Consider the following 13,895-nt stretch of genomic DNA (forward strand, 5'->3'; position numbering starts at 1 on the left):
TCTACTTCTACTTCTACTTCCTCAGCTACACCTACTCAAAACTCTGTTCAACTTTGTTACTGCCTCAATTCCTATTTTTGTTTCTATATCTATATCTATATCTATATCTATATCTATATCTATTTGTAAATTCAAAGCCTTCTAGAACCAACTCACTCACTTTTCCTCGCAAGCTTAAACCAGTGCACTTAACTGATTGTTGGCGATGGCTTAACACCGCTCGTATATCGGGTCTGAAAAGAAAGTAAAAAAAACCCACACAGCTGGTGACTGTATGGGCATGTTCGGACGAGCCGTCTGGAAAAACAAATGATCAATAGAAAGTGAAAAAACGAATAACGAGATCCCCCGACAGTTTCTACGTTAAACGCGTTCAATGACCTTAAAGCGGCTGCTTCAATTATCACTTTGAACTGAACAAAAGCATCCAGAAAGAACTTAAGTTATGATTCAAATACATCATAACTTAAGGCTTATTGTATTACAAATAAATTTTAAGATTGAATGCCTTGAGTGAATGGTTGGTTAGTGAAAATGTGACCTAAGGCTCACTTTCCTAGTCAGGTGACCGAAAGTGATATGAATAATTTGAGTGGAGGCATTATCGGCGAAGTTATGAGGTAATCATCTGAAAGTTGATCATTTTTAATTGGTTAATTATTCCTTTCTAATCATGTTAAAAGTTCAAACTCATAAATGATACCTATGTCACAGGGTGATTTTAACCAGTTTTGATATGTCAAGATTGCTCACAGAAAGTGCAGTAAATTAAACATACAATATTAATTAAATTGATGGTTGTGACGATGGAACGGCATGAACAAGTTTTGCTTCCCGTATCTTCGAATATCTAAAAAATGACCATTTCATTCGGATAAAAATAATAGACATAGGTTGATATGGATTATGAGTTTTATGAATTCAAAATTGTCTCTAGGGTTTAAAGGAAAATTGATTTTAATGGTGGCGATCGTCAGTTCCAGTGCCTTGGCATTTACGAACTGGTTCACGCTTAACTTGGCGACTGATCAAGTAAACCAAACGATTTATAACGAGATTGATCACTCGTTAACGATAGAAATTAATCAAATAGAAAATACCGTTCAGCGCACCATCGATACCGTTAACTCTGTTGCACAAGAGTTCATGAAATCCCCATACCAAGTGCCGAATGAAGCACTCATGCATTATGCTGCAAAGCTGGGTGGCATTGACAAGATTGTGGTGGGTTTTGACGACGGCCGTTCTTATACCTCTCGCCCTTCAGAGTCTTTTCCTAACGGTGTAGGGATAAAAGAAAAATACAATCCAACCGTTCGACCTTGGTATCAACAAGCCAAATTGAAATCAGGCTTATCTTTTAGTGATCTGTTTTTCACTAAGAGTACTCAAGTGCCTATGATCGGTGTGACCTACTCATACCAAGATCGTGTCATCATGGCCGACATACGTTTTGACGATTTGGAAACTCAGCTTAAACAGCTGGACAGTATCTACGAAGCCAAAGGCATTATTATCGACGAGAAAGGGATGGTGGTCGCTTCAACAGTCGAAAACGTACTTCCGCAAAGCAATATATCTTCTGCAGATACTCAGATGAGACTCAATAGTGCCATTGAACAGCCTGACCAATTCATTGAGGGTGTGATTGATGGCAACCAGAGAATTTTGATGGCCAAGAAAGTGGATATTGGCAGCCAGAAAGAATGGTACATGATATCTAGTATCGATCCTGAACTCGCGCTCAATCAGTTGAATGGCGTGATGTCGAGTGCGCGTATCCTTATCGTGGCATGTGTGCTTGGCTCGGTGATATTGATGATTTTACTGCTGAATCGCTTCTACCGCCCAATCGTGTCACTGAGAAAAATCGTCCACGATCTATCTCAAGGTAACGGGGACCTGACTCAAAGGCTTGTTGAGAAGGGGAATGATGACTTAGGGCATATCGCCAAAGACATCAACTTGTTCATCATTGGTCTGCAAGAGATGGTTAAGGACGTCAAATTTAAGAACTCGGATCTCGATACTAAGGTACTGAGTATTCGTGAAGGTTGTAAAGAAACCAGCGATGTACTGAAAGTTCACACTGATGAAACGGTTCAAGTGGTCTCTGCAATTAACGGCTTATCTGAAGCATCAAACGAAGTCGAGAAGAGTTCTCAGTCGGCGGCAGAAGCAGCAAGAGAGGCCGCTGTGTTCAGTGATGAGACGAAACAAATTAACACCGTGACGGAAACCTATATCAGTGATCTTGAGAAGCAAGTCTGCACCACCTCTGATGATATTCGCTCAATGGCGAATGAAACGCAGAGTATCCAGTCTATCGTGTCTGTGATTGGAGGAATTGCAGAACAAACTAATTTGCTGGCATTGAATGCGTCAATTGAAGCGGCGAGAGCGGGTGAGCATGGCCGAGGTTTCGCGGTGGTTGCTGATGAAGTCCGTGCGTTAGCCAACCGAACTCAAATCAGTACTTCTGAAATTGATGAAGCGCTGTCTGGCTTGCAGTCTAAATCAGATGGTTTGGTTAAATCGATTGAGTTGACCAAAAGTAACTGTGAAATGACGCGTGCCCAAGTGGTTCAAGCGGTAAATATGTTGGCCAAGCTAACGGAACAGATGGAAACGGTAAGTCGTTTTAATAACGATATTTCGGGTTCGTCTGTTGAGCAGAACGCCCTTATTCAGAGCATTGCTAAGAACATGCATAAGATTGAAAGCTTTGTTGAGGAGCTTAATAAGCTAAGCCAAGATCAGTTGATTGAATCAGCAGAAATCAAAACACTTAACGGCAGCGTTAGTGACTTGATGAGCAGCTTTAAGGTTTAACTTTTCTAATATTTATATTTAAAAATCAAAATACTAAGTTTAGTTGTTGATCTGAGAGCCACTCAATAGCTTGCGAGTTTAGAGTGGCCTTTCTGCGTTTTTCTTGAGTCTAACTCTACGCAATACTCATTCATCCCACTTCATTTGCCGCATCTCACATTCTGATAAATATATAATTGACATAAAATAGTACAAATATACATTGTCACTCTATTCTTATGGATAAGTGAGATAAATGTGAATAAGCCAATCTTCGTCGTAGTACTCGCTTCGCTTACGTATGGCTGCGGTGGAAGCAGCTCCAGTGACAGCAGTGATCCTTCCGATACCAATAACCCAGGAATGCCCGCTGGTGTTGTTGCGCCTTATGATATTACCAAGTATCAAAACATCCTTTCCAGCTCAGATCTTCAGGTCTCTGATCCTAATGGAGAGGAGGGCAATAAAACCTCTGAAGTCAAAGATGGTAACTTCGATGGTTATGTCAGTGATTATTTTTATGCTGACGAAGAGACGGAAAATCTTATCTTCAAAATGACGAACTACAAGATGCGCTCTGAAGTTCGTGAGGGAGAAAACTTCGATATCAATGAAACGGGTGTAAGACGAAGCTTGTATGCGGAAATAAGCTTACCTGATATCGAGCATGCAATGGCGAGTTCACCTGCCGACCATGATGAAGTGACGTTGCTGCAGATACACAATAAGGGGACTGATGAGAGTGGTACGGGTTATATCCCTCATCCGCTATTGCGTGTGGTTTGGGAGCAAGAACGAGATGGCCTCACAGGTCACTACTGGGCAGTCATGAAAAACAATGCCATTGATTGTAGCAGCGCTGCTGACTCTTCGGATTGTTATGCTACGTCATACAATCGCTACGATTTAGGTGAGGCGGAATTGGACAGTTTTACCAAATTTGATCTTTCTGTTTATGAGAACACACTGTCGCTCAAAGTGAATGATGAAGTAAAAGTGAATCAAGACATCGCTTACTGGCAGCATTTATTGAGCTACTTCAAAGCGGGTATCTATAACCAATTTGAGAATGGTGAAGCGATTGCTTACTATCAGGCGTTGAGATACACCACGACTCAAATCGATGGATCAAACGATTGGGACATTAATGATTGGAAGCTGACTATTCCACCGAGTAAGAATGATTGGTATGGAAGCGGTGGTGACAGTGCTGCTGAGTTAGAACCAGAACGTTGTGAATCGAGTAAAGATCTTCTTTCAAATGACAGCGATGTGTACGACAGTGATATTGATCTTTCTTACTTCAATACTGATGAAGGAAGAATGCACTTTAGAGCGGATATGGGATACGGCACCTCTACCCAAAACTCTAGCTATATTCGCTCTGAGCTCAGGGAGTTGTATCAAAGCAGTGTTCAACCGGATTGTAGCACCAGCGATGAAGATACAAGTTGGTATTTGGACGACACTAGATCGAACGCTACCAGTCACGAGTTAACCGCAAGCTTGCGAATTGAAGATTACCCGAACATCAACAATCAAGATCCAAAAGTGGTACTTGGACAAATCCATGGTTGGAAGATCAATCAAGCATTGGTGAAACTATTATGGGAAGGCGAGAGTAAGCCAGTAAGAGTGATACTGAACTCTGATTTTGAGCGCAACAACCAAGACTGTAATCATTGTGACCCGTTCAGTGTCGAGTTAGGGACTTATTCGGCAAGTGAAGAGTGGCGATATACGATTCGTGCCAATCAAGACGGTATCTACTTGGCGACTCATGATTTAGATGGAACCAACACCGTTTCTCATTTAATCCCTTGGGGACAAGATTACACAGATAAAGATGGGGACACGGTTTCGTTAACATCAGATTGGACATCGACAGACATCGCTTTCTATTTCAAAGCGGGCATCTACCCACAATTTAAGCCTGATAGCGACTATGCGGGTGAAGTGTTTGATGTGAGCTTTAGCTCTCTTAGAGCTGAACATTATTGAATTAGCTAACGTTTGAGTAACAACAATGACTGCTTTAAAGACCATATTGATTCCTAACAATGTGGTCTTTTTTTAACTGCTGCGACACTGGTGAATGAGATGTTCTGAACGATAAATGCTCTGCTCGAGTGATGCACATTCTCACCATTACCGCTCGGATTTTTCGCCCTTGATAGCCCATTTCGCATTCTAAATTTTCATATGTTGTCTTTTATCAATAGGAAGTGTGATCCAGTTAAAGTATGGAAAAAGCGAAAAGTGTTCCCAGTCTCATTTATTCAACGAAGTGTTTTATTTGTATTATAAGATTACGTAATATTTTTGTGTTATCGCAAATACTGAGAGAGAAAACGCCTTATAGCTCGTGTTTGCCAATTTATCTTTCACTTACGAACGCTGTCTTTGTATTATAATAATGGATTAGATATGAAACAAATTACTCTAAAAACCTTACTCGCTTCTTCTATTTTACTTGCAGTTGGTTGTGCGAGCACGAGCACACCGACTGTTGATTTCCCAAATAACAAAGAAACTGGTGAAGCGCTTCTGACGCCAGTTGCTGTTGCCGCTAGTAGCCATGATGGTAACGGACCTGATCGTCTCATTGACCAAGACCTAACTACACGTTGGTCTTCAGCGGGTGACGGTGAGTGGGCAATGCTAGATTATGGTTCAGTTCAAGAATTTGATGCGGTTCAAGCATCTTTCAGCAAAGGTAACGAGCGCCAGTCTAAATTTGATATTCAAGTAAGTGTCGATGGTGAAACCTGGACAACCGTACTTGAAAACCAACTGAGCTCAGGTAAAGCGATCGGCCTAGAGCGTTTCCAATTCGAGCCAGCAGTGCAAGCGCGCTACGTAAGATACGTTGGTCACGGTAACACCAAAAATGGTTGGAACAGTGTGACAGGGTTAGCTGCGGTTAACTGTAACATTAACGCATGTCCTGCTAGCCATATCATCACTTCAGACGTGGTAGCAGCAGAAGCAGTTATTATCGCTGAAATGAAAGCAGTGGAAAAAGCACGTAAAGATGCGCGCAAAGATCTTCGTTCAGGTAACTTTGGTGTAGCAGCGGTTTACCCTTGTGAGACCTCAGTTGAATGTGACACACGCAGTGCACTGCCAGTTCCGACAGGCCTGCCAGCGACACCAGTTGCAGGTAACGCGCCAAGCGAAAACTTTGACATGACGCATTGGTACCTATCTCAACCATTCGACCATGACAAAAACGGTAAGCCTGATGATGTTTCTGAGTGGAACCTTGCAAACGGTTACCAACACCCAGAGATCTTCTACACAGCTGACGATGGTGGTCTAGTCTTCAAGTCTTACGTGAAAGGTGTTCGTACCTCTAAAAATACTAAGTATGCGCGTACAGAGCTTCGCGAAATGATGCGCCGTGGTGACCAGTCTATTAGCACTAAAGGTGTTAACAAGAACAACTGGGTATTCTCAAGCGCACCTGAGTCTGACTTAGAAGCTGCTGCTGGTATTGATGGCGTTTTAGAAGCAACGTTGAAAATCGATCACGCAACAACAACAGGTAATGCGAACGAAGTAGGCCGCTTTATCATTGGTCAGATTCACGATCAAAACGATGAACCAATTCGTTTGTACTACCGTAAACTGCCAAACCAAGCAACGGGTGCGGTTTACTTCGCACACGAAAGCCAAGACGCAACTAAAGAGGACTTCTACCCTCTAGTGGGCGACATGACGGCTGAAGTGGGTGACGATGGTATCGCACTTGGCGAAGTGTTCAGCTACCGTATTGACGTTAAAGGCAACACGATGACTGTAACGTTAATGCGTGAAGGCAAAGACGACGTTGTACAAGTGGTTGATATGAGCAACAGCGGCTACGACGTAGGCGGCAAGTACATGTACTTCAAAGCCGGTGTTTACAACCAAAACATCAGCGGCGACCTAGACGATTACTCACAAGCGACTTTCTACCAACTAGACGTATCGCACGATCAATACAAAAAGTAATCTAACCGAATAACACTTAATATTAAGCTATCGCAATAGCCTCCAGCCTCAGGGTTTGGAGGCTTTTTTGTGCCTGTCGTTTAAGTTGAAGTTATCAGTTACACATAGTTTAAGACAATATCATTAAGCTCATTCAGTATTAACTGTAGTCATTATCAGTTTCAGTCACTATCCTTTCCCCAATCGCCGATCACCATTAACCTCAGTCATGATTAATCTCAGCTGACAACAGGTGATATTGGCTCTCATTCAAAGCTAAACAATGCCAATATTATTTTGGAATCGCCAGAGCTAGAAAACTTCGACTTCGTTCTCAAGGTATGTACTAATGCGACGTCTACACATGAACGTATTGTTGTGCGTGGTCTACTAATAAGCATTAACTCGGCTGATTACTCCCGTACTGTTTTTGAAACCTCCACTTTTGGATTGTTTAGCAAGACTCCTAGCAACAGCCATAAATCGTGCTCTAACTCTTGCATAAATAGAAGGGCGGTTAGCCATCACTTTATTAGCGCCAATGCTTAATGAAATACTCAGGCGGGCTCAAGTCGATGATCAAACGCATCTAGTGCTCAAGGGGATACGCTTGAGGGTTAGTTGCTTGCAGGCCGTAAATACCTTGATTGTATGCTACGGTGATGCTGAATAATAATTTGTGGGTTGAGTGCTGAGCTGAGGGGTTTTGTTTATCTATGATAGATACAGGGCTTTTGAGAGGGTTAAATAAGTTAGAGAGGCAAGGGGGCATTCGTTACTAGCAGCATCGGTGCTTATTCAACGCTGAAGCAAAGTTCCGCTGAGTCAGAGAGCTTAACTGAATCGCCAGTCTGCTTTTTATTCTTGAGCTAACAATAAAAAATCCCTATCAAATTACGTTGATAGGGATTTGTTTTATCTAGCAATCAAGTCAAACAGACTTTCTAGTGAGAACTAGAATAGGTCTGAATCTAGGTTGTCGAAGTAGGTGTATGTCCCTTTTGAACCATTGTCACCATTGTATAGCGCAATAGCGGTCGGGGAACCACCTGCACTTTCAGCTTTTAACCCAGTGTAGTCTGTTCCATCAACATTGACGGTAATGTCTGTATCTACCCATGAAATGGTCACATCTACCCATGTGTCTTTTGAGTATGAAGCAAGGTCAACTTGGCTGCCTGATTCGTTGCGGAATTTAATCATACTAGATGTAAATACAACTTCAGTGAAGCGACCACTAGATGATGCATCGTTATTAGAACCTAAGAAAATGTATGATGCTTTTACATAGCCATCGCTAGGGATGTATACAGATGTAGAAACAGAGCCAGTTTCTGCTGCGCCATTAGCAAAGTCGCGGCCAACGATAGCTTTGTTATTATCAGTGGTTGAGTCCGCACCATCTTCAATTCGTAAAGAGTTAGAACCCGACTTGGCAAAGTCACTACTGATCACTGCTGTATTTAAAACCCCATCAACACCTTTTGTCTGGTACGCAGGGTTAGCCACATCGATCTGCGTACCTACAGTATAAGAATCGAAGTTGTCTGTTACTTCGCCGGGCTCTGGATCTGGATCTGGTTCAGGTTCTGGCTCAGGTTCTGGCTCAGTACTACCGCCATCCACAACAACAGTCGCTTCCGCAGTATTGTTGTTATACGGATTGCCTGACAAAAGTTGCCCATTCGGATAGTTATTAAAGTTATCTTCAAATACTAACTCGTCAGTAGTCGTGTCATTTGAATAAACTTTAAAGTTATCAGCGTTCAATTCGTAATGTGTTGTGTTGGAAGTATCACCAAGCTTCAATGACACGATTGTAACGGCAGCTTTGTCGAAAGCCTCAAAACCGTTGCCGCTATTGTCGTATACAGTGTCATTGACTTTGAATGTGTAGTAACCGCTCGCCCAACTGATTTCAACCGCGAGATCTTCACCTAAAGTGTAAGTGCCTACAGGCTCATCAGGAATTTGAGGTTTACCGCTACTATCGGTAACCGTGGAACGGTAGAAAATTTCTCCAGCATTAAAAATAACTTCGCCGTGTAAATTAGTGTTAGAAGTACCAGAAGCGTAGAGACTAATATAAGCGTTATTACCTGAACCATTCGCTTCTTGCTCGGTGTCTTCATCTACTTGGTAGATTAAGTCAACGGTTACCTTTCCTGATGCGATACTGTCTACTGTTGCCCCTGTGCTGCTGTCAGACAATTTCAAACGTAGTTCACCCACATCATTCTTTACACCACCATTGTTGGTGTCCAAGATTTGAACGTAGCCATTGATACCATTTGCTTCATTGGCTTTACTGATAGCTTCTTGTACGGCGTCAGTCGCAGTTTGGTCTGAACCAGAGTAGTCTATGCCAGTGGTGTTATCTGAAATATTCAGAGCACCAGCGTCATCGAAAGAAAAAACACCATCTAGAATTTCGATCGTTGATGTGCCTGTTTCATAATATGTGAAAGAGACCGTACCGGCTTCTTCATCATAATTATTAGTAGAAGCACTTGCATCTTTAATCGTGTAAGTACCTAAGTCATCATCGTCGTCATAGTATTTATGATTACCATCTTCTTGGAAAACATACACATTTGGAAGATCTGCATTTGATGACGCGGATATTGAAGCGGAGTTACCATCACTGATTTGCCAGTAACCCGTAGTTAATGCTGAAGGTTGGTTACCTGGATCAGTAGAACCATCGGTCGGGATAGGTAAACCATCACTGTTACAACCGAATAATAAACCTGTCGAAAGAGCGACAGCTGTAGCGACTTTAGAAATCTGCATAAAATATTCTCTTTATGATATTAAATCCATATGTAAATCACATAAGAAGTAGATAATGAATAGTCGTTAAATATTTATTAGGATGAAACTAACGTTAATTAGAACATCCTATTATTTAAATAAAGTGCTTAAAATATGCCCCAAAAATTTACAAGAGGAGAGGGGTATTTTATAAATTGACTATTTCTAATTAGAATGAGTAAGCAACACCAACACGGTATTTTGCTTCGCGATCTTTAGAAGATGAGCTGATATCAGAAGACCAAATCTCAGCAAAAGGTTTCCAAGAACCGAACTTGTAGTTTACTTTTAAGCCAGCATCCCATTCCCAGTCATCACTATTATAAAGAAGTACGTTATCCAAAGATTTTACATAGTTTGCTTCGTAAGAAAGACCAAGCTTCGGTAGAGACTCAATTTTATATGCACCTGTTAGCGTTATTTTGGATTTTTGAGCTGATTCTAAACGTTCGCCAGTTTCTGAATCCGTATCACCAAACTGTGTATGGTTGCGGAAATCAGCATACTCGTGACGGTAACGAATGGCAGTCGTTAATCCCATATCCGCATTATAACCAACACGGAATTGAGGTTTGTAAGTGACTTTTTTCATCTTCCAGTCACCGCCGTTGTAGTTCGGCTCATCCCAGTCCCAAGCGATCGGCATACCAACTTGTAGATACCAGTTGTTATCGACTTTGTAAGTTGCTGTATTTTCTACTTCCATACCGTAAATGTACCAATTGCCGTCATAGAAGCTTCTACTGTTTGCTGATTTAACTTCGCCAGAATCTGCGTCGTAGTAAGAATCGTCAGTATGGAATTTAACTTCAAGGCCCGTTGAGTGTTTCCACTTATCTGACAGTTTAAAGCTTTCACCTAGCTTCACTCGGTGTTGATGGCGAGCGTCTACGTGAGCCGTGTCGCCATTTGTTTTTGTATAATCCGTCGCAGCACGATACTCGTAACGATAATCAAGAGATGCACCAGTAGCTGTGCCCGCTAAAAGAGTACATGCAACAGCTGCAGCAATTTTTGTAACAGAATTCATACCTTTGTCTCACTATTATTTTTTAATTCTGGATACATCCAATGTACCCGTGGCTCACAAACCAATACCTTACATGGTATTAAATTAATGTATGACAAATATGGTATTTATTATTGAGTCAGATTTCTGTGAGATCTATCAAAAAGTTCTGACTAATGGCCCAAGTATATAGCTAAATGTTATGAATATCTCAATTTATGGCTTGTGTATTAAATCAATCATGACGTACTTCTCATATTCACAAACCTTAGAAAATCACTTTTTTGCATGTGTTAAAATAATACAAATATTAAGTGTTTCTATATGTTAATAATGATGATTTTAACCATCGTGGCTTAAACATAGGGAGCATGTTGAGAGGCATAAATATAAACCATAGCCAGATGTTTAATAAAAGTTACAAAATGGCTAAATGTAAATTCTATTTATCGGTTGGCTTATTTAAGTCGAAGAGAAAATATTTAGTACTAATTCGTGTTCAAAAGTGGTTTCTGTACTGAGTGTGTACTCGGTATCTGTTAACAATAAAGGATGAGTCATGTTTAAGAAAAACATATTAGCAGTGGCGCTATTAGCGACTGTACCAATGGTTACTTTCGCAAATAACGGTGTTTCTTACCCCGTACCTGCCGATAAATTCGATATGCATAATTGGAAAATAACCATACCTTCAGATATTAATGAAGATGGTCGTGTTGATGAAATAGAAGGGGTAGCCATGATGAGCTACTCACATAGTGATTTCTTCCATCTTGATAAAGACGGCAACCTTGTATTTGAAGTGCAGAACCAAGCGATTACGACGAAAAACTCGAAGAATGCGCGTTCTGAATTACGACAAATGCCAAGAGGCGCAGATTTCTCTATCGATACGGCTGATAAAGGAAACCAGTGGGCACTGTCGAGTCACCCAGCGGCTAGTGAATACAGTGCTGTTGGCGGAACATTAGAAGCGACATTAAAAGTTAATCACGTCTCAGTTAACGCTAAGTTCCCAGAAAAGTACCCAGCTCACTCGGTGGTTGTTGGTCAGATTCACGCTAAAAAACATAATGAGTTAATCAAAGCTGGAACTGGTTACGGGCATGGTAATGAACCACTAAAGATCTTCTATAAGAAGTTTCCTGGCCAAGAAATGGGTTCAGTATTTTGGAACTATGAGCGTAACCTAGAGAAAAAAGATCCTAACCGTGCCGATATAGCTTACCCTGTTTGGGGTAACACTTGGGAAAACCCAGCGGAACCGGGTGAAGCAGGCATTGCTCTTGGTGAAGAGTTTAGCTACAAAGTGGAAGTGAAAGGCACCATGATGTACCTAACGTTTGAAACAGAACGTCACGATACGGTTAAGTATGAAATCGATCTGAGCAAGGGTATTGATGAGCTTGATTCACCAACGGGTTATGCTGAAGATGATTTCTATTACAAAGCGGGCGCATACGGCCAATGTAGCGTGAGCGATTCTCACCCTGTATGGGGACCTGGTTGTGGCGGTACTGGCGATTTCGCTATCGATAAAAAGAATGGCGATTACAACAGTGTGACTTTCTCAGCGCTTAAGTTGAACGGTAAATAGCACATAGCATAACCAATAGGCTAGCTAGACGCAGTCCTTAAGGAATATTTTCGAAGACCACTTAACCGAATGTTGAGTGGTCTTTTTGTTTTATATGAGTTTTAAGATGACCTTGGTATTAATGTGACCTTGGTATCAATGAGGGTGTGCTGAAGCCTACCAATGAATGGTACAGCTAAAACAATACAACCTTGTCAAAAGACAAGGTTGTAATCAGAAAGCGTAGAAAGATTTTAGGACGGCGACTCGATACGGAGTTTAGTCATACATCAACTCTTTAGCTTTGTCGGCATCAAACTCTTTAAGAGACTTTCGAGCCAAATGACGGAATGGGAAAGCTTTAACGACTTCTTCGAATGGTTGGATAGCAAAGGCCCAAAAGATAGAGCCATCTAAACCAAAGATGATCAATGCACACAATGGAATTGAAATTACCCATTGACCAGTAAAGTTGATTTTGAAGACTGCGGTCGTTTTTCCTAGTGCTCTTAGTACATTCCCATGAACCGTGTTGTAGCCACGAACAATTGGCAAGAATATGTAGAGTGGGGCGATAACGGCCAATGCTTGATAGGTAGATTCATCCAAGTTCGGGTAAATGTCACCAATGACCAGACTTAATCCTGCGAATAAGAGTGCACAAACGAAAGAAATGACGACTGCAATATCGATACTGGTATCGACGTTTTTGACTAGGTCATCCATCTTTTTGGAGCCAATCGCTTGGCTGATAGTAATCGCGGAAGAGTGAGCCCAAGCGGTAATAAATTGAGAGACAGCCCTGATCCAAGGCATCACCAAAGTAATCGCTACGTAAGCGTTGATGTTAAGTTGCGAATACAACAATTGATATATCGTTGCGCCAATCAAAAGCATGGTCACGTTCGCTGCTACAGGGAATATTTCGATAAAGTGACGGCGAACGTTGGTAAAGAATTCAGAGCGCTGAGCGTCTAATTTGAGTGAAATCGCTGAGCTTAAATGCACGCACAAAACCAAATACAGCAAGCGGATCGTTATTGCAATAATGCTGCCTAATGCAGCGCCTTGTACTCCAATCCCTTCAAAATTAGAAAAACCATGAATCAGCACATATGAGAGTACAGCATTGATAGGCAGTTCAATTAAGTAACCTTTGAATGGGACTTTAGTTCTGCCTAGCGCATTAAATAAAGCAATGATCACCTGCGTTAACGCGGTAAAAATAACGATGTATTTCGAGATGTCTAGATAGCGGCTGATTTCTAAGTGAAGGGAAGCGTCATCTGTTAAAGCTTGAATCAAGGGGTGTTCGAAAAAAGTAAGTAGAAGCCAAAATAGTGTTGCTACGCCAAGGTTGATAAATAACCCTGCCCAAAATGCTTTAGATAATGATGCGGCGATGCCAGAGCCCACTGCGCGGCTTAATACTAACTGAGTACCGTTTGCCAGCGCCATTTGAATTCCCAGTACAAAGGCAACGATAGTCGTCGCAATCCCCATTGCAGCTAAAGGGATTTCACCAAGAGGAGAGACAAGCAGTGTGTCGATCATCAACATCGACTGCATCAAGATACCGTTTAAGGCGAGGGGCCAGGCGAGAGAGAAATTTTTCCTTACGTACGATTGTGAAGACACAAACAACACCTTATGTGTATAACCGTAAGCTTTCTCTGAGGTGGCGGAGTAGAGCGTTTAAAGAAGAAAACA

General features: G+C 41.6%; 7 protein-coding genes. 4 read left to right on the forward strand and 3 right to left on the reverse strand.

Annotated elements, in window-relative coordinates:
• Window positions 1-960 precede the first annotated feature (960 nt).
• The 3 genes from AB4583_RS15825 to AB4583_RS15835 all read left to right on the forward strand — a co-directional run bounded on the left by AB4583_RS15825 (window position 961) and on the right by AB4583_RS15835 (window position 6,807).
• On the forward strand, window positions 961-2,832 hold the full coding sequence (locus AB4583_RS15825) for a methyl-accepting chemotaxis protein (protein ID WP_102428434.1): 1,872 nt from the start codon (window positions 961-963) through the stop codon (window positions 2,830-2,832).
• A gap of 237 nt (window positions 2,833-3,069) precedes the next feature.
• Entirely contained in the window at window positions 3,070-4,812 is a 1,743-nt protein-coding gene (locus AB4583_RS15830) for a polysaccharide lyase family 7 protein (protein ID WP_372051281.1), read from the forward strand.
• A gap of 426 nt (window positions 4,813-5,238) precedes the next feature.
• A complete protein-coding gene (locus tag AB4583_RS15835) occupies window positions 5,239-6,807 on the forward strand; it encodes a polysaccharide lyase family 7 protein (protein WP_017069952.1) in 1,569 nt (522 codons plus the stop codon).
• Window positions 6,808-7,740: 933 nt separating this feature from the next.
• Here the strand turns inward: AB4583_RS15835 and AB4583_RS15840 are convergent.
• Window positions 7,741-9,579, reverse strand: coding sequence for a hypothetical protein (locus tag AB4583_RS15840; RefSeq protein WP_372118227.1), 1,839 nt, complete (start codon window positions 9,577-9,579; stop codon window positions 7,741-7,743).
• 190 nt (window positions 9,580-9,769) lie between these two features.
• A complete protein-coding gene (locus AB4583_RS15845; RefSeq protein WP_017069956.1) occupies window positions 9,770-10,630 on the reverse strand; it encodes an oligogalacturonate-specific porin KdgM family protein in 861 nt (286 codons plus the stop codon).
• Between the two features lie 538 nt (window positions 10,631-11,168).
• On the opposite strand from AB4583_RS15845, the gene AB4583_RS15850 reads away from it, so the two are divergent.
• Window positions 11,169-12,206, forward strand: a complete 1,038-nt coding sequence (locus AB4583_RS15850; RefSeq protein ID WP_017069957.1) for a polysaccharide lyase family 7 protein — start codon at window positions 11,169-11,171, stop codon at window positions 12,204-12,206.
• A 258-nt stretch (window positions 12,207-12,464) separates the two neighbouring features.
• Here AB4583_RS15850 and AB4583_RS15855 read toward each other — a convergent pair whose 3' ends face one another.
• Complete coding sequence (locus AB4583_RS15855) at window positions 12,465-13,832, reverse strand: MATE family efflux transporter (protein ID WP_372118230.1); 1,368 nt, start codon at window positions 13,830-13,832, stop codon at window positions 12,465-12,467.
• Window positions 13,833-13,895: the final 63 nt, after the last annotated feature.

Source organism: Vibrio sp. 10N.222.49.C12, from assembly GCF_041475025.1.
In the GTDB taxonomy this organism is placed as follows: Bacteria; Pseudomonadota; Gammaproteobacteria; order Enterobacterales; family Vibrionaceae; genus Vibrio; species Vibrio crassostreae_C.

Excerpts from the sequence above, each read along its gene's own strand:
- AB4583_RS15825 (WP_102428434.1), top strand. The coding sequence starts at position 961 with ATGGTGGCGATCGTCAGTTCCAGTGCCTTGGCATTTACGAACTGGTTC.
- AB4583_RS15835 (WP_017069952.1), top strand. The coding sequence starts at position 5,239 with ATGAAACAAATTACTCTAAAAACCTTACTCGCTTCTTCTATTTTACTT.
- AB4583_RS15845 (WP_017069956.1), bottom strand. The coding sequence starts at position 10,630 with ATGAATTCTGTTACAAAAATTGCTGCAGCTGTTGCATGTACTCTTTTA.
- AB4583_RS15850 (WP_017069957.1), top strand. The coding sequence starts at position 11,169 with ATGTTTAAGAAAAACATATTAGCAGTGGCGCTATTAGCGACTGTACCA.
- AB4583_RS15840 (WP_372118227.1), bottom strand. The coding sequence starts at position 9,579 with ATGCAGATTTCTAAAGTCGCTACAGCTGTCGCTCTTTCGACAGGTTTA.